Annotated in this window: 17 protein-coding genes; 5 read left to right on the top strand and 12 right to left on the bottom strand. The window is 58.4% G+C overall.

The window, feature by feature from the left end:
- Window positions 1-228: 228 nt before the first annotated feature.
- The 3 genes from AC239G_RS11745 to AC239G_RS11735 all read right to left on the bottom strand — a co-directional run bounded on the left by AC239G_RS11745 (window position 229) and on the right by AC239G_RS11735 (window position 3,595).
- A complete protein-coding gene (locus AC239G_RS11745; protein ID WP_487488928.1) occupies window positions 229-1,350 on the bottom strand; it encodes a hypothetical protein in 1,122 nt (373 codons plus the stop codon).
- A gap of 1,060 nt (window positions 1,351-2,410) precedes the next feature.
- Window positions 2,411-2,773, bottom strand: coding sequence for a hypothetical protein (locus AC239G_RS11740; protein WP_487488927.1), 363 nt, complete (start codon window positions 2,771-2,773; stop codon window positions 2,411-2,413).
- 108 nt (window positions 2,774-2,881) lie between these two features.
- The gene (locus AC239G_RS11735; protein ID WP_487488926.1) at window positions 2,882-3,595 is read right to left on the bottom strand and encodes an aspartate/glutamate racemase family protein; all 714 of its coding nucleotides are present in this window, start codon (window positions 3,593-3,595) and stop codon (window positions 2,882-2,884) included.
- Between the two features lie 110 nt (window positions 3,596-3,705).
- Between AC239G_RS11735 and AC239G_RS11730 the strand changes: the two genes are divergently transcribed.
- From AC239G_RS11730 to dctP, 4 genes are all read left to right on the top strand, one after another.
- Window positions 3,706-4,734, top strand: a complete 1,029-nt coding sequence (locus AC239G_RS11730) for a LysR family transcriptional regulator (RefSeq protein WP_487488925.1) — start codon at window positions 3,706-3,708, stop codon at window positions 4,732-4,734.
- Window positions 4,734-5,231, top strand: a complete 498-nt coding sequence (locus AC239G_RS11725) for a TRAP transporter small permease (protein ID WP_487488924.1) — start codon at window positions 4,734-4,736, stop codon at window positions 5,229-5,231. The genes AC239G_RS11730 and AC239G_RS11725 overlap by 1 nt, the downstream gene beginning before the upstream one ends.
- Window positions 5,228-6,811 carry a TRAP transporter large permease gene (locus tag AC239G_RS11720; RefSeq protein ID WP_487488923.1) on the top strand — a complete coding sequence of 528 codons (1,584 nt, stop codon included), beginning with the start codon at window positions 5,228-5,230 and terminating at the stop codon, window positions 6,809-6,811. The genes AC239G_RS11725 and AC239G_RS11720 overlap by 4 nt, the downstream gene beginning before the upstream one ends.
- A 141-nt stretch (window positions 6,812-6,952) precedes the next feature.
- Entirely contained in the window at window positions 6,953-8,230 is a 1,278-nt protein-coding gene (gene dctP, locus AC239G_RS11715; RefSeq protein WP_487488922.1) for a TRAP transporter substrate-binding protein DctP, read from the top strand.
- A gap of 61 nt (window positions 8,231-8,291) precedes the next feature.
- On the opposite strand, the gene AC239G_RS11710 is transcribed toward dctP, so the two are convergent.
- From AC239G_RS11710 to AC239G_RS11670, 9 genes are all read right to left on the bottom strand, one after another.
- Window positions 8,292-9,716 carry a TRAP transporter large permease subunit gene (locus AC239G_RS11710; protein ID WP_487488921.1) on the bottom strand — a complete coding sequence of 475 codons (1,425 nt, stop codon included), beginning with the start codon at window positions 9,714-9,716 and terminating at the stop codon, window positions 8,292-8,294.
- Complete coding sequence (locus tag AC239G_RS11705) at window positions 9,713-10,924, bottom strand: NAD(P)/FAD-dependent oxidoreductase (RefSeq protein WP_487488920.1); 1,212 nt, start codon at window positions 10,922-10,924, stop codon at window positions 9,713-9,715. Before AC239G_RS11705 ends, AC239G_RS11710 begins: the two co-directional genes overlap by 4 nt.
- Window positions 10,921-12,183, bottom strand: coding sequence for an FAD-dependent oxidoreductase (locus AC239G_RS11700; protein ID WP_487488919.1), 1,263 nt, complete (start codon window positions 12,181-12,183; stop codon window positions 10,921-10,923). Before AC239G_RS11700 ends, AC239G_RS11705 begins: the two co-directional genes overlap by 4 nt.
- A complete protein-coding gene (locus AC239G_RS11695; RefSeq protein ID WP_487488918.1) occupies window positions 12,180-12,512 on the bottom strand; it encodes a (2Fe-2S)-binding protein in 333 nt (110 codons plus the stop codon). The genes AC239G_RS11700 and AC239G_RS11695 overlap by 4 nt, the downstream gene beginning before the upstream one ends.
- A complete protein-coding gene (locus tag AC239G_RS11690; RefSeq protein ID WP_487490114.1) occupies window positions 12,509-12,784 on the bottom strand; it encodes a (2Fe-2S)-binding protein in 276 nt (91 codons plus the stop codon). Before AC239G_RS11690 ends, AC239G_RS11695 begins: the two co-directional genes overlap by 4 nt.
- A gap of 139 nt (window positions 12,785-12,923) precedes the next feature.
- Window positions 12,924-13,907, bottom strand: a complete 984-nt coding sequence (locus AC239G_RS11685; RefSeq protein WP_487488917.1) for a LysR family transcriptional regulator — start codon at window positions 13,905-13,907, stop codon at window positions 12,924-12,926.
- Between the two features lie 11 nt (window positions 13,908-13,918).
- A complete protein-coding gene (locus tag AC239G_RS11680; protein WP_487488916.1) occupies window positions 13,919-14,653 on the bottom strand; it encodes an aspartate/glutamate racemase family protein in 735 nt (244 codons plus the stop codon).
- Window positions 14,654-14,835: 182 nt separating this feature from the next.
- Entirely contained in the window at window positions 14,836-15,261 is a 426-nt protein-coding gene (locus AC239G_RS11675; protein ID WP_062861902.1) for a type II toxin-antitoxin system VapC family toxin, read from the bottom strand.
- Complete coding sequence (locus AC239G_RS11670) at window positions 15,258-15,485, bottom strand: FitA-like ribbon-helix-helix domain-containing protein (protein WP_062244193.1); 228 nt, start codon at window positions 15,483-15,485, stop codon at window positions 15,258-15,260. The genes AC239G_RS11675 and AC239G_RS11670 overlap by 4 nt, the downstream gene beginning before the upstream one ends.
- 152 nt (window positions 15,486-15,637) lie before the next feature.
- On the opposite strand from AC239G_RS11670, the gene AC239G_RS11665 reads away from it, so the two are divergent.
- Window positions 15,638-17,653: an ABC1 kinase family protein gene (locus AC239G_RS11665; protein ID WP_487488915.1), complete on the top strand. Its 2,016-nt coding sequence runs from the start codon at window positions 15,638-15,640 to the stop codon at window positions 17,651-17,653.
- The last annotated feature ends 14 nt before the right edge of the window (window positions 17,654-17,667 follow it).

Here is a 17,667-nt window from a genome sequence, read left to right as displayed (position 1 = left end):
GTTCACATCTATTTGGGAATTGGGGATCCTGCCAAATAATCGAAAAGTTGACTGTCTTTCATGTAAAACGCAAGTTCCATGTATTGTTAGTGTTGCTATTTGTCAATAATTGAGCGTCCTCTATGGCGGTTACAGAATGAACATCGGAGATTGCTTCATTTGGCATGGCGTTGGTAACATTCGAGTGTGTATTGAGTATTTGAAGATTGCGCAAAGGCGTCAAAAAGGTCAAACGACGCGGGCGAGAATTTGGTATTTTTCGACTTTTCGTGCCTTTGTGTGAAGTACGCGAAACGCTTCATTGACGCGCTTTTGTTCCAGTCTGATTTTGATCTCAGGCAGAAGCTCTATTGCTAATGGGAAGTTTAAAGCTATGAAAGTGCCGACTAGAAGTATAATCATACTATTTAAGGTGGCCGATTCTGGCAAGCTGTCGACTGTGGCGAGGGTGAACGCAAATGATGTATAGAGATGAAAACCGAAGCGAAGCGCGCGGGTCCAACGTTTGGAGCGGTATTCGCTTATTAGGTAAGGGTAGAGGGCGTATCTGAATAGCGCCAAGAACAGACTCATGATAAATACTGCAATTAGGAGGTTTCCCAGCTTTATGTGCGTGTCGCCGGGTAACATCAGTTCAATGATCAGGGCTGTGATCAGGCTGGTGAGTAGTGAGAGTGCTGTGAACAAATGTACTACGTTCCAGACAGGCAGCAGTCGCTTTGGAACGGTGTAAGTTTTGATCCTATCTGAGAATCGCAATAACTCGTCGTATGCAAGGTTAATCTGATTGTTTGCTTGGCGCTGAGACTGAATAGTTAAACCGTGAATTACACTGCATACAAATATTGTGAGAATTGAGGTCACTGCGATGAGCGGAGGTGGGGTGCCGCATTCTTGAGTGACAAGGTGTGAAATCCCATCTGGCCCGATCTTCCTAGCTTCGTGACAAATGCTGTCTTGCCATGCGAAGCCGCTAAACCATAGTATAAGCTGGCCTGCATAAAATAGAATAAATAGAGTGTTGTAAGCAAATGCAAATCGGCCCAGCAGATCCGAAAAGAGCACTAGATGTGACTTGTTCGGGGTGCTGGTTTTAGAAGTTCGGCCCAGTGAGGCTATTGAGATGCTGCCAGCTATCACGCCAATTGACAGAGTGGTGAAGGTGGCGGTGTCGTCGAAGACTTCAGTTGAATAGAATACATAAAAATCAAACAGTGTTTCGATAGCCCTGCTGCCTGCTTCGGGTGAAGGTCCCCCGCCACTGACTACAACGAAAATCGGGAAAACTATCGCCAGTAAAGCACTGATGAAAATTAATGATGCTGAAATTGTTTGAAAAACATTCGACACGATATGTCTATATATCGTGTCGGTATCATCTTTCTTAGAATTTGACTTAATTAGAGATATGGCTCTCACGAAAAATGCAATAGTAAGTCTATTGAGGGTTATAACGATTCGTTCGGAGATTGTGTAGTCTTCTGAACTGCATCTTGGGTATACGGCGTCAAGAATGCTTGTGATGGGGTATGGTGATCGTTCCGTCATGGTGGTGAAACGTTGATCCGGTTCATGTTCGGTGCGTCTTCACTTGTCATTCGGACGCAAGCGATGGGGTTCAAGGGCGTTCGGTCCTGTCGTAACGACTAGGCGCAACTCTGCTTGCCTCACCCAGGCTACCAGGTTGAAGCTCTGAAACGATGCTCCGTGGGAACCTGTCGTTTGGAATCTAGGTGCGAGTTAGGCGGGATTCAGGTGTCGGCTTGAGTCGTATGGACCCGGTGCGTGAACAAAGATCTACTGTGCCAGTTCCGCTGGAGGTCCGGCGGACGGGTGCGGATGGTGCGATACTAGGGTCTCTTGGCTGGAGAAGGGGCTGGCGCAATTCTGAGATGAACTCGCCAGAATGCCGAATCGCGGCCATTTATCGGAATGGTCCAAAGGCGTGCCTTAGCGGCGATGTGGGGATCCAGTACTTGCTGCATTGGTAGCTCTCATTTCATCTGTATCCGGGCGTTGACCGTGGACACAGGTGATCGACTTAGTCGATTGACGGAGGGGTCAGATCGCGGCGGTACTGGCAGGTCGAGATGGGAACGCTACTGTGGGGCAGCAGTGGCCCCGAGTAAATTCGGGTCTTTCATCATGTTGATGTAGGGCTGCGTGGAGTTGTGGTAGAGGGACCTTAGGGGGCTTGTCTCAAACGCTCGGGTTGGCGTCGAGAGGTGCTTTCTGATTGATTGCAATGGTCAGAGTGTCGTTCCTTCAAGTTCATCCGCGAGTATGTGGTTGAGACTTGTTCGGTAGGTGTCCAAAAGGGGGTTTCATGAGGCGATTTTTACTATCTTGCCATCGTCAATATTCAAATGTGTGGAGGTTGCGACACTATTGGAGCAGCCATCGGTAAGATCTAGCGAACCTGAATGATGATCGCGACGATGGCGACGGCGAGGCAGATGCAAAGTGAGAGTAAGCCCTTACACCACCAGCGCAAGTTTTTGATCAGGCCGACCAGCGACGTCACGACCAGACCGAGGACGAGCCACCCGAAAGTCACCGGCAGACCGATGAGGAACCCGAGGAACTCAATTCCTTGTCGTTCGGTTTCAAAGCAGCCGAAGCCCGCACCTTGACAGGGATTGCCGACGCCAGTGTCGGACGCCAGCAGCCACGTGATGAAGAAGATGACGAAAGCAACGAACCACACGCCCAAGATGATCAGTAGTGGACCCCACCGATCGATTCTCGCTCTCGGCGAGATCTGAGTTGTCATGTGCTGACTGTAGTCCGGACAGGCTCCCTGCGGTAACCCCTAGAGCATCAGTGGTTGGGGAACTTTCAGGAAGGTCGACTTGGACTATGGGGCAGACCCAAGCAGCAATCATGCTTGAGCGAGTGCGGGCTCCTCCGCCATCATCCATTCGACGATTGCTGCGACATGCGCATCGACCGAATCGATGGCCGGCAGGGGAGCGGTCTCTGGTGGGACCAGAAGGCCGATTTCAGTGCACGACAGAGCGACCGCGTCGGCACCGCGAGCCTTGAGGTCGTTCATGATTTCGACGTACCGGGCACGCGACTTGTCCGTGAAGACTCCTTGAGTGAGTTCGTCCCAGATGATTTGGTCGACTTCGAGGCATGTCGCCTCATCCGGCACCAGCGTCTTGATGCCTTGCGCCTCGAGGCGGCCGGTATAGAAGTCCTCGAGCATTGTCCATCGGGTGCCCAGAACGGCCAGCGTCGAATAGCCACGGCGCTTCGCCATCGTCGCGATCGAATCGACCATGTGAATAAGAGGCGCATCGACCTTCGCCTCGATCGCTGGGGCGCACTTGTGCATGAGATTCGTGGCAATCGCGACAGCCTCGGCACCGCCATCGACCAAACGCTGTGCCGTCGAGACGAGCGATGCATCACTGCCCGCCCAATCGTTGGCTTCCTGCAGCTCGCGGATATCTGCGAAGTCGCACGAGTCGAGGAGGATCTGCGCCGAATGGTGACCGCCGAGCTGCTTAGCCACTGCATCATTGATCTTCGTGTAGTACTCGATGCTCGAATGCCAGCTCATTCCACCCAGCAGACCGATCCTGCGCATATTCCGACTCCTCAACTCTGCAGTGACTTCACGACGATTACTTCCAGTGTGGTGCGCATCATCTGCCTTCGGTAGGCCCAGTTCCCTCTGCTCTGGCATAAGCTGGACTTATGGCTAATGTCTTCGAGCAGGCTCTCGACCTCGGTGAGCCCAAACGCCTGCTCATCTTCGGCGCCATCGCCGAATCCGGCAGCATCGGTGGCGCCGCCCGTGAACTCGGCTGGTCCCAACCAGCACTGTCACAACACATGACGGCTCTCGAAAAGGACCTCGGCGTCACCCTCTTCGACCGCACTCCACGCGGTATTCGTTTGACCACTGCCGGCCAGCTTGCGCGCATTCGCGCCAACGAGGTGGCCGCCTCGGTGACGGGATTGCGCAGCGACCTCGCCAAGGCCTTCGGACTCGGCGGACGCAATGTGCGTCTTGCCGGATTCCCGAGCTTCGTCATCGGCCCACTAGCTGCGGCGCTCGGTCGGTTAGAGGCAAACGCGGGCACGCAGACAGACTCACCGCTTCACCACTCCTACGAAGTCTCCGAAGCTGAACCGCCCGAAGCGCTTCGCCTGCTCGACGACGGCGCCATTGACATCGCTTTTCTCTTCCATCATGAAGACGAATCCCCACCCGAGCTGGCAGGCCACATGACCGTTGACCTCGGCGCCGACCACCTCGATCTGCTCGTTCCCGAACGGTGGAATCGTGCCGGGCAGATCCAACACCTCAACGACGTCGCCGAACTGCCATGGATCATGGGATGCGTGCGCTGCCGATCCACCGCCGAACGCCTCTGCCGCACCGCAGGCTTCGAGCCCCGCACCCGGCACATCACCGATAACCCCGGCGCCATCCAATCCCTGGTCTCCAACGGACTCGGCGTCGCACTGTTGCCTCGCAGCGCCCGCCGCTACTCCCAAATCTCAGGTATCGACCCCATCGCCCTTGCCGAGGCCGGTGCCCGCCGCATCACCGCGATGATCCCGGACGGACTGGCAGACGCCTCCGAAGTCGTCGACCTGATTGAAGCGTTGCGAGCTTCCGATGTCACCGGCGGTGGGGCAGCCGCGGAGGGCAACGTCCCAGCCGCAAGCAGCGCAGGCACCAACCGCACTTCGCCCGACGGCTACAGTGACTCCTGATGAGCACGTTCACCAAAGTCCTCGATAGGTGGCTGACGGTCACCACGGCCGCGGCGATCATCGTGATGATGCTCCACATTGTCACCCATGCCCTGGCTCGGTCGATCTTCCACGCCCCAATTTATGGCACCAATGAGATCGTCGAATACTGGTACCTGCCGGTCGTCGCGTTGCTCGGCATCCCGGCCGCTCAGCTGCAGAAGGAACACATCACCGTGACCATGGCCACCGAGCGGGCGAAGCCCGCCACCGCCGCCGTGTTCACGGTCTTCGCGTGCATCCTCGGCGCCCTCGTTTCTGTCGCCTTCGCTTGGTTCGGGCTGGGTAAGGCGCTGGAGAACACGGCGATCGGGTCGACCGCCGATGTCTCCGATGTCATCACCTGGCCCGTGTACTACCTTGTGCCGATCGTGTTCGTGCTCCTCGCCGTGCTCTACATCCTCGATGTCATCGCCATCCTCCGGAACCGCCGCAGTCAGGTAAGGGAGGAGCAGTGAACGCGAACACCGACCTCACCGGCGCACCGCTGCCACCAGAAGACTCAAACAGCGCGACCATCACCGGCGCCCAACGCCCGAACACGACCGCCCTCTTCCCAAGTGGCTCCCGCCGCGACCGGCCCGGCACACTCGCCCTGACCATCGGCTTCGGCCTCGTCGCCGTCTGCCTCGTCGGCCTCTTCACCAGCCCAAGTGCCGCGATTGGCGGGGCTTGGTGTATCGGGATGATGCTGGTCCTCCTCTTCCTCTCCGTGCCGGTCGCCATCGCCCTGTCCGTGCCGTCGATCATCGGCGTCTACGCCGTATCGGGGATCCCGGCGACGATGAACATCCTCTCCACCTCCCCGTTCAGCGCCGTCTCGGACTGGTCGATGAGCGTGCTCCCCATGTTCATCTTCATGGGCATGCTGCTCACCCAATCCGGACTCTCCGGCAAGATCTACCGCGTTGCCGACCACTGGTTCTCCTGGCTGCCCGGAGGCATCGGCATCGGCACCACCTTCGCCGGTGCGGGACTGTCCGCCGTGACCGGGTCGACCATCGGCATGACCTACGCCCTGGGCCGAGCCGGCATCCCCGAAATGCTCAAAGCCGGCTACGACCGCCGCATGGCCGTCGGCACGATCATGGTCTCCGGCATGACCGGCAACCTCATCCCACCTTCGATCCTCATGGTCGTCTACGCAGGCATCGCCTCCGTGCCGGTCGGCCCCGCCCTCATGGCCGGTGCCGTCCCCGGAATTCTGCTCGCAGTCTGCTTCGCCGCCTTCATCTTCGCTATCGGCGTCATCGCCCCGAAACTCGTCGGCCGCGGCCAGAACACAGCAGACGCAGCCGACACCACCCGCCCCACAACCACCTGGCGCGACCGCTTCACCTCGCTGACCGCAGTCTGGGGTTTCGCGGTCATCCTCGTCGTTCTCTTCGGCGGAATGTTCTCCGGCATCTTCACCCCCACCGAGGCCGGAGCCGCCGCCGCTCTCTGCTCACTTCTGCTGTGTTTGTGGGAAAAACGAAGGGAACAACCGTGGCGGAAGATTGCGGACTCGGCCATGGATACGGTGGCGGCCACCTCGGCGATCTTCTTCATCATGATCGGCGCGACCATGCTCACCAGCCTGCTCGCCATCACCGGACTCGCCCCCATCCTCACCGGCCTCATCACGGACCTCGGGCTCTCGCGGATCGGATTCCTGCTCGTCCTCATCGTCCTCTACATCGTCATGGGCATGTTCTTCGACACCCTGTCGATGATGCTGCTGACCATTCCGATTCTCCTGCCCACTCTCGAGACGATGGGCGTCAGCCCGCTGTGGTTCGGGGTCTTTGTCGTCCTCCTCGGCGAGTTCGCCATGGTCACCCCGCCGGTCGGCATCATCCCCTACATCGTCCATTCGATCGCGAAGAACCCCGAGGTCAACCTCGGTGCCACGGTCACGCTGCGCGATATCTTCATCTCCCTGCTGTGGTTCCTGCCCGTCGTCGTCATCTTCCTCATTCTCATGGTCGCCGTGCCCGGAATGTCCGAATGGCTGCCCGACCTCATCAGCCGCACCAGCGGGGGAATGTCCGGATAACCCTCGCCGAGGCGGCCCCGCCCACCCGTGCGCGGTGTCGTTCGAGTGGCTGCCGCAGGGTGTGAGCGGACTCATGGTTAGGGTGACCTCATTCAGGCATATGATTGGAGGGAATTCTCAGCCTTCGTTCAAAGGAGTCCCATGAAGCGCATCTGCACGGCAGCCCGCCCCGCTCAGGCAATCGCGGCGGTCGCATCGCTGGCACTGCTGGCTGGATGCGCCGGATCCGTCGGCGGCGACGGATCGGCTTCGGGAGACTCCGCGGGGGAGGGCTTCGCCTATGACGCCTCTCAGGAGGAGATCGATGAGGCACTTGCCGACCTTGACCCGGTGACGATCAAGTTCCAGCCGTCGGCGATGTCGGAGAAGTCGATCCTCGCGCCGAACGGACTCGACGTGAAGAAGGCCATCGAGGAACGCTCCGGCGGAAAGATCACCGTCGACATCGTGTGGGGCCAGGCGATCGCCAGCTACGAAGACGTCGATGACGCCCTGGCCGACGGGCGAGTCGACCTCGCATTCACTCTGCCGTCGTACACCCCGGCAGAGTACCCGGCTTTCGACGCGATCGGCACAGCCATGTCGACGCTGCCGTCCTCGCCGGTGGCCAGTGACCTGGCGGCGAACGCGGCCGGTGTGCAGACGGCGTGGGAGACGCCCGAGGTGCTCGAGGAGTTCGAGAAGAAGAACCTTGTTCCGCTCATTCCGATGCTCGCTGCCGGTGGGTATTCGACGATGTGCTCGAAGCCGATGACCTCGCTCGATGACTGGAAGGGCAAGCAGGTCCGCGTCGGTTCGGCTGCCGCAGGAAAGCAGGTGACCGACCTGGGTGCGACCCCGGTGTCGCTGTCGTTCCCGGAGACCTATGAGGCGCTGCAGCGTGGAACCGTCGACTGTGATCTCGGTCAGCTGGCGCCGAACGTTGAGGCCGGCACTTTCGAGGTGGCCCCGAACATCGGTGTGGCCTCGGACGCGGGCATTGCTCGTTCGGCCGGTGCGATCACGGCGGGGAAGAAATACTCGGAGCTGCCGGTGGCCTACCAGCAGGTCATCTTCGACTCGATGTCGACGACGTTCTCCACGATGATGGAGGTCGTCATCGGAGCGAAGGCGCAGGCCGTCGAGCAGGCGAAGGACAACGACGGTTCAGTTCAGCCGTTTGATGATGACGTGCAAAAGCAGATGGCGAAGTATGCGAAGACCCTGTCGGACAAGACCGCGGATAAGGCCGGAGTCACCGACGCGCCAAAGACGCTGGGCTCTGCTGGATCTGAGTGGGCGAAGTCCGTGTCCGAACTCGGCTATGACGACAAGGGCGACTTCGCCTCACTCGACGAGTGGTACTCGGAGGACGCGTCCTACGACAAGCTCGGCGACGAACTGTTCGAGAAGGTCATGGCCAAGCATCGGCCGGAGTAAGGACGTTCCAGCTCAGAAGTGAGTTCTGCTTCAATCGGGCCTTCTCTCGGAATAGTTCTTCTCAACCGAGTAGGAGGAAGAGCATGCCGAGAACAATGAAGTACAAGGAATTCGGCAGTGCGAGGACCATGACCTTCACCGGATCGACTTTCGTCTTCAAGGTTGCCCCTACGAGGCCACACACGACGAATGCAGTCAGACCGACGGGCGGCAGATTCTGAGCGGATGCAGCGATATGACTCATCCCGACAGCAATGTTGGTCGGATCGACTCCCGCATTCTCGAGAATTGGGGAAGCGAACGGAACAACGATGGTCTGAGCCGCAGTTTGCGACCCCACCAGCATGCCCAGGATCATCAAAGCCACTGTGCTGATCACAGCGACTCCGGAGCCTGACACATGTTCAGCCATCTCGGAAACTGTGTCGACGGCACCGCTAGCGTAAAAGCAGCCGATGAGGAACGCTGCACACAATTGGATGCCGACAGTCTGACGGACATTCTTTAGTCCGGTGCCGATAGTCTCGACCGGCGATTTGCGAACTTCGGAGAAGAAGAAAGCGACGATTGTTGCCACTATGATGGCCGACACCACGGGGAATGCCAGCCCGTTGAGGATCGGCACTGAGTTCATCCATGCCGTTACGTCTCGGACGACCGGGATCTCGGCAAAGATGTCGTATCCCGCCCCAGTCTTCAGCAGGACAATGACGATGAGCACGGCCAATGGGAGCATGCTCTTCCACCGTTGTCGGGCCAATTTTCCCAGTTGAACAAGTCGAGTTCCTTCGTCACCCGCGGCACCCGTTCCTAGGGAATCGCCTCCTCCCGACGAGGCGAGAGTCTCGGAAACGCCGATCTTCTCCAACTTGCGTTTGCGGACAAACCGAAAGGATTCGAGAATCGCTAGGATGACGCCGATAGTCACGGTGAGATACGACCACAGCGTGACAGGGTCAGGGTTTGTATCGACAAGTGACGCCGATAAGTAGACTGCCTGACTGATAGGTGGCATGAGGGAGCCCAGAGAAGCACCCAGCAGAATGATCATCCCGATTTGCGCTGGCTTGATCTTCATTTCGGCCAAAGCGTGGATGACGAGGAATCCGATCACCGTCGCAGCGGCGATGGCGTCACCCAATAGTGAGCCTGCAAGGGTGAGCGTTACGAAAGTGGCAGCGATCAGACCGCGAGGGGACTTGCCGAACAGTATTTGAAGGAACTGCATCGTCGTGCTCATCGCGCCGATGCGTACCTGCGTTTCGGCGTAGATGCTTCCGAAAATGCTCAATGCGATGACCCACGCCAACTTGTCGATCCCGTCGATTGTGCCGGTGACGTAGTCGATGGGCGCCATCCCGGACAAGAGGGCGGCTGCGAGTCCACCTCCAAGGAGCGCGATTTGAATATTGCCACCGATGAAAGGGATCTTCTTGATGAGGGCAATGGCGAAGAGCACCACCAGCGATCCGATGACAATAATCATGATGCCTGCTTTCGTAGAGATGGTCCGGTCTGCTCGCGCTGGAGGAGTGAACTTCTGCGGCTGCTCAGATGTGGAAGGTAGTCGCCCGTTGTGCGCTCACCTGTGATCAGATCTCGCACGAGGATGCCGGTGATCGGTGTCAGCGCAATGCCGTCGCCTTCGTGCCCCGCGGCTGTGATCCACCCGTCGAGTTCCGAACTGCGTTCGATGATTGGCAGCCCGTCGCCGGTGTACGGCCTGAATCCGGTCATCGCCCGTACGATGCGAACGTTCTTGAGGGAGGGCATTATTCGCGTCGCATGTGCGGCGATATGAGAAAGCACGTCACCCTTGGTGCGTTTGTCGAATCCTGCGAACTCGCGGCTCCCACCAATCAACAGAGTGCCCGAGGCAGTCTGGCCGAGTGACAAACCGATTCCGAAAGGCGGTGCTTCGGTTCCGGGAGCATCGGCAAGATGTTTTGCTGCGACATACTGGGCGCACAGTATGTTTCCATTGACGATGCGCTGGTGCGCTTCGGAGATGAGAATTGTTCCTCGACGTGGTGTGATCGGAGTGTCGACTCCGCCACGAGACCCGACGACTCCGGCGAACGCGCCTGCCGCATTGATGACGAGGTGTGTCGGAATCCGCCCTTTTGACGTGACGACAGCGTGGATACGATCACCTCGTCGAATTACATCGAGAAACTCGTGCTGACGGCGGACTTCGGCCCCGGCCCGGACTGCTGCGTCAATGAGAGCCGCGTTGAGCGAGAGAGGATTGACCTCGGCATCATCAGGACTGTAACTGGCACCGAGGATGTGGTCGCCGAGCCCGGACTGATGCGCTCGCACCTCGTCGCCGCTGAGAAGCTCCACGGAAATGCCAGCACGTCGTTGTTCTTCGACGAAAGCGGTCATGAATGTCAGTTGAGCTTGAGTCTCGATGACGACTATGCCTCCATCGGGGCTGAACTCGATTTCAGCGTCGAGTTCATCAGCCAACGTGGAGTACATCGAACGGGATTCCACTGCCATCCGCATCGGCAGACCTGGACGTTTCGACTGGAGAAAGATGGCTTTGTCGCACGAACCGGAGGCACCAGCACCTGGTGATGCGGAGTCGATGACGACGACTTTCATCCCCACTTGAGAGAGACGCCATGCGATAGACGAGCCGATGACTCCGGTTCCGATCACGACGACATCGGCAGGTGAATCGTTCATGCTGGCACCTCTGCATTGAGTCGCTCGGACCACATTTCGTCCATGCGTTGTCGGCCCTCATTGATTCGTGGCATGAAAGAGATAGGTGCTGTGTCACGTGCTCGGTGCACACCAGCTCGGGCCGATTCAAGGCCGGCTTCCGCAGGTGCGCCCGTGATATCCGCCGCGACCGCAGTACCTGCAAGTCGCCCCTGTGCTTCGGCCACAGATGCGGATTCGATCCCAGTGGTGTTGCCGGCTACATAGAGGCCACTGACAGTGGTCTCCAGATTGGGTCCATGCAATGGAACTGTTCCGCCGAGTTCGGGGATGTCGACAAGGACGCATTCGCTGGTGAGGTCTTGAAGTGGGTGTAGACCTCCGCTGATACAGACCGCATCGACAGGTACCACCCTTTCGCGTCCCGCCGGTCGCCCGTGGATATCCACTCGAGATGTGCGGATTGCTGTGACCTGGTCGTCTCCATCGATGCCGACCACACATTCGCGAAGGTGCAGGGGCATCCCCGCCAAATTGACGCCGACTGCTGGCCACAGTCGAGCAACGAAGGATGCAACTCCGGGGACTCCAAGTAGCCTCATTGCGGCTGAGAGTATGCGCGTGGGGGCGAGATTCCGGAGGTCGGCAAATCGGGAGAAGATCTCACTCGGTTTTACCGAAGGCCTGGCGGAACTCGGTGGGGGTGCGAGATACGCACCCTGGACGGCGCCACCACCGGCTGCAAGTTCGTCGACGATCGAGAGCGATAGTGGATCGATTCCGATGACTGCCATTCGATCCCCTGGAAGGACCCGATGCACGTTGAGCATGGTCTGAACGGCTCCGACCGCCAGTACTCCTGGGGTGGTCCACCCCGGCAGGGCCGTCGCTGTCTCAGCGGCGCCAGTCGCGACGATGAGGTAGTCAGAGGTCAGAGTACGGCCTCCGCTGAGACCGAGCCGAAAGCGAGGAGTCGGGCCATGCGCTTCGGTAGTCTCTGCGGTGTGAGCACTGCTCGTTTGTGTATCGAGAGACCACACCTGGCATTCGGACACAAATGTCACTCCCGACAAGATGGCATTGTGCGCCATTGCGCGGGCATGGTCGCCACCGATGAACCAGGATCCTTCTCTCCGATAGAGCTGGGCACGCAATCGGCCGCCTGGAGCGGGATTTTCGTCAACGACGGTCACGCGGGCGGAGGTAGTTTGCGCAATTTGGGTCGCTGCGGCCAAGCCTGCCGGACCAGCTCCGACAATAGCGACGTCAGTGTGGCTCATTGTTCGGGTTCCGCGTCGTTAACATCTGATTTCCCGAGAGTCCTGATCTCCATACCCCCGTGGACTGGGGTCAGACACGATCGCACACTGGCCTCGACGCCGTCGTTGGCAGCAACGAATAGTCGGCACTCGAAGCAGTGGCCGATTCCGCAATACATTCCTCGTGCTAGGCCGGTTTTACTTCGACGAATGACTTTCTGACCGTCTGCCCACAGCGCAACGGCAACTGAATCGGTTTCACGAGCTATGACCGTTTGGCCGTCAACAATGATCTCGACCGTTTCTGCTGTGGAGGGGCCGAGGACAGGATGATTGTTGATTCGCGTCATGGGTGCACAGCCTCGTCACTGGCGCATCGCCCTGCAATGTCTTTCAGCGGAACTGGCCTGAGGACTGCGTTTCTATCGAGCGGATCTGTGGAAGTCTTACCGAAGATCTTCTGGAGCAGGGGACCACAGACTCTGCCTTGACATGTTCCCATACCGACTCGCAGCCGACGCTTGGTCTCTTGAAGGCTGAGGACGCCCGTATTGTCCATGCAGGTTTCTATGCTGCTGAGGGTTACGTCTTCGCATCGACAGACTATGTAGTCCTCTTGCATCATCGGTCCCGCCTTGTTCTGTATGACGTCTTTGCCGGAGGCCATCTATTGAATGGCTATATGAGAGTTCATTTAAGCTCAGACTCAGCCGTCGCAGGTAGTGGCCAAGGGCGAGAAATCCTCGACCTCAGATTCATTATTATTGAAGCTCGGTCGTCACATTCAGCATCGGCGTCTCAAACGTGACTCCGAACGCTGTCAATGACCAGTCGAGAAAATCCTCTGCAGCACTATGAAAAGCCGAGATCGCTATATCCACGAGCGGATTGCTATCTGTAGTCCTGCTGACGAGGAGCACTTGCCGACGAGCTGTAACCTCGTTAAGCCGATAAAGTCGAATGTTTCGATCTATTCCAAGGGCCAGGACTGGAACCAATGCAATGCCCAGCCCCTGACTGACGAAACCCCTAATGACGTCGAGATCGTCGCTCCGATGGTAGACCTGGGGGATGAAGCCGGCGGATTGGCACACACTGTTGAGCACCATGTCCTGGATGCTCCCCCGACTTCCACTTGCCCACGGTGCATTGCCAAACACCCGAAGCGAGTCTCGTGACCCTGACGGACCTTGGTCCCGTCCGAGGACAACCATCTCTTCTGACAAGAGCGGCGTTCGGTCCAGCCCGGGGACATGTTGCGGCGGTCGTCCGGTGTACTCATAGACGACGCCAATATCGGCTTCTCCTGTTCTCACTGCTTGACCTACATCTAAGTGGGGTCCAGGCGAGACTACGCTGATCCGGGCCTCAGGGTGCTCCGCGGCAATGTTGGCGACAGCTCGGGGCATCAGTTGGGCGGCAGCGCTACCCACTGCAGTCACACGCAGGCGACCAGCCTCTCCTTTGGAATGGGCGGTCATCTTGTCCGCGATTTCAGCGATAGAGCCGAGCAGATCTGCGCCGAGCTCGTACATCTGTTCTCCTGCGGCAGTTACTGAAACACTGCGAGGACCGCGTTCGAAGAGTTTTACTCCGAGGGTCTTCTCTAGCTGTGAGATCTGTTGAGATATCGCCGAAGTTGTGTAGTCGAGTTCTTTCGCAGCACCGCTGAAGGAACCGTATTCGACGACAGCTCTGAGCGTTCGAATATGGAGAAAACTGGCAATTGACGGATCTGCGGGCACTGTAAATGCCCTCAGAGCGTTGGGGTAAACGTGGGTCCGACAACCGCATTGTGCGCATTAGTGATCGCAGTATGGTAGTCGAAGATCGGCAGTCCGAATCGCTCTCGCAGACTCTTGCTGAACGGCACGAAGTTAGTGCATTCGAAGACGATTGCCCGAATGTCTGGATGTGTAGAGACGAGGTCTCCTACGGCGAGGTGGATTTCTGAACTGAGCTGATCGACGTCTGCAGTCGGGGAATTATCAATGAAAACTTGCGGGAAATAGGAGTTCGCGCGGAAGCTCCCGAGGCGTATGTCGAAGTCCGTCGGTTGCCACCCAGCAGCGGTGAAATGGGAGTCTTCAAGATGGGGTCGCTCAGTGAGAATCCCGATTGGAGCATTGCGCCCAACGATGCTCGAGACGAGCGGCACCTGCACCAGGGAAGACGCGACAACGGGGACCCTTAACTCATGGGTCAGAATTGGTTGGATTGCCGAAAGGTACCCGCAACTCGTTCCTATAACTTTCGCGCCTTTTTGAACCAGATTGCGCCCTGCCGCCAGGAATGCGTCCACGAGGCTGTCATCGATATCGACACCGATCACACTCGAGGGTAGAGCCTCCGGCACGATTTCATAGATCGCAGGAAAGTCCCATGTTCCGTAGTTCCCCACATCGCCGCGAATCCGAGGGAACTGAGTTTCCAACATGAGGAAGCCTACGGCACCTCCATATACCGTCGAACCACCTTTGACTACTGCCATATCCAGCCAGTTTCCTTCCATCCACGCTGATAGAAGTCGCAGAGCATATCCGCCAGCGTATTCGCCTACGGCACGGATTAACGCCGACGCCGATTCTCAGTCCGAAAAGAATCGTGCCAACCTGCTCTCGACCTATGTGAGTACCACAGTATCGAACCATTGAATCTAGTGTTGTGCTGTGATCAGCTGGAATAGCCCGTCCACGGATTCACCAACTGCACTCCATCCAATGTTTCGAAATGTTTAGTGTTTCGGGTAGCGACAGTCATGTGGTGGGCAATGGCGATCGAAGCAATGAGTGCGTCGTCGAGCGGGGCATACTCGGGCACGCGGAACGAGCCCAGCGCACGGGCGGCAGGCAGGTCGAAGGGGAGAATGCGTCCCGCGAAGCCAGGAAGCAACATGTCCTCGAACCACATTCGCAAAATCTTGCCTTGCTGTGAGTCCGTGCGTTCCTTCGCCGCTACACCACGCTCGATCTCGGAAATGGTCAAGGCAGAAACATACTGGGCTTGTGCGGGTATCGAACTGGACCACTCTTCAACTTCCGGATTTCGACCCCGGACTCGCAGAGCTGAGACGACGTTCGTGTCAAGAAGGAAGTTCATAGCTCTGCGCTACGTGCCTTCAGGCCAAGGCGCTTCGGCTCGAACTCGACCTGAGTATCGGTGCTCATTGAGATGAGGTCGACGAGTGTCGGTTCCTCGGCCGCAATGCCAACGGCAAGAGCTTCCCTGGCTTCTGCCTCGATGCTCGAGTTATGAGCAGCTGCTCGTCTGCGCAATATGGCTTTGGTGCCTTCCGGCAGATTACGAATAAGAATCTGTTCCACGTCTCCTCCTTTGATATCACTATTATGATATCGCTGTCGGTGCGTGATCTGAAGAGGGCTATTCTGATCCACCACAAACTCTCAATCTCACCTGCCCCTTGATCAACTAGGCTGGTGAACGCGCAGGGCATAGACGACGGAAGGGCTGACGGGTGACGATCCTCTACACCATCGGGCTGGGCGTCCTCAGCGCGCTCATCGTCGGATTCCTCGTCCGGCGGCTGATGCTCACCGGCACCGGAGCCGCCCGCAATACCATCGTCTCCCTCATTATGGGCCTCTCGATCTGGCCCATCACCCTCCAGGCCTACAAACTCCTCGGCATCTCCGAATCCGACCAATACCCGAACCTGTCGATGAGCTTCCCCGCCATCATGGTCTTCCTGCTGCTCTTCGCCTGGTTCATCGTCATCCAGATGTTCGTCCTCCTCGCGATCGAACTCATCATGCCCTCGGGCACCCTGAGCTCACTCATCCGCAACGCGCCGAAGATCCCCACCTGGTACCGCCGAGTCAACCGCCTGGCCCAGATCCAGAAGATCCTCATCAAATTCGGCCTCTCCCGCTACCTTCGACCCAGAATCCCCACCCTGCGTGTCTCCCTCCGAGAGATCGCTGCTACCACCCGAGACGCCCTGGCCGCCTCGGGGGTCACGTTCATCAAGCTCGGCCAGTTCATCGCCACGCGCGGTGACATGATCCCGCACGAATTCGTCGAGGAGTTTTCCACCCTCCAGGCCGGGGTGAAGCCCGTTCCCTTCGCCGAGGTGAAGGATCAGCTCGAGGCCGCATGGGGCCGTCCCGTCGCCGAGGTGTTCGCCGAGTTCGACGAGAAGCCCTTCGCAGGTGCCTCCGTCGCCCAGGTCCACCGCGCCGTGACCTGGGAAGGTCGCGTGGTCGCGGTCAAGGTGCAACGGCCGAAGATCCGCAAACAGGTCCGCGCCGACTGCGATATCGTCCTCACCCTGGCCGACCGTCTCGATCGCACCACCGACTGGGCGAAGAAGATCGGCATCGCGAAGCTCGCTCGCAGCTTCGTCGATTCCCTGCAGGGCGAACTCGACTACCGCGGCGAACTCGCCCACATCGAAGCCCTCCGCCTCGCCGATGAGACCGGCCGGTCGACGACGAAGACCGATTCCGTCGTCCACATCCCTCACGTGTACAAGGAGCTCTCCGGCGAGTTCGTCATCGTCATGGACCTCGTCGAAGGTTCCCCTCTGTCCCACGGCGCCGAGGTGGTCGACCACCTCTCCGAAATCGCGCGCAGAGAGATCGCCCAGGACCTCTTCCTCATGGTCGTCCGCCAGGTGCTCGGGAAGGGCATCTTCCACGCCGACCTCCACCCCGGAAACATCGTCGTCTCGAGCGCAGGTCGTGCAGGCCTCGTCGACTTCGGTGCCGTCGGACGCATTGACAAACGCGACCGTCGAGCAATCGCTTTGCTGCTCATGGCCTTCGACTCGCAGAACTCGCAAGCGGCAACTGCCGCAATCCTCGAGCTGCTCGGCACACCGAGCGAAGTGAACCTGCGGGAGCTGCAGCGAGAGATCGGGCAGATAATGCTCAAGTACGGAGACGGGGCACCGGGCTCGACCTCGGCTGCGCTCTTCGGCGAACTCATTGACTTCGTCGTCGACTTCGGTTTCCCGATGCCGGCCTCCGTGGCAACGGCATTCCGTGCCATCAGCACCCTCGAAGGGTCGATCACCCGTCTCGTGCCCGAACTCAATCTGCTGGCGCTGGTCACGCAGAACGGCAAAACACTGCTCCGGGAAGTTGGGGGACTGGGAGTCGACCGACACGAGATGACCTTATACGCAGCGGCGACCGCACCGCAGATCGCCGAGCTGCCCGGGCAGATTTCGCGCATTGCTGGCCATCTGCAGGACGGTACGCTCGACGTCGGTACGAGCGGACTGAACATTGCGACTATCAAGAATCTGCTTGTTTCCACGGTCGAGCAGTTCATTCAGGTGATCGTCTCGACTGCACTCATCCTCGGCGGAGTGATCCTCATGGCTGCAGACTTCGGCCCAGCATTGGCACCAGAGCTCAAACTCTTCACGTACTTCGGCGCCTGGATGTTACTTGCTGGTAGTGTGATTGCAGCGTTGGTCCTTGCGCCGGCGCTCAGACAGCGGATGACATGGGAAGGGCTCGGGTAGGCCAAGTGACGGAG

The organism is Brevibacterium sp. Lmc1 (genome assembly GCF_057654315.1).
The sequence above is the reverse complement of the archived record's forward strand: the minus strand, read 5'-3'. Positions and strand labels throughout refer to the sequence as shown.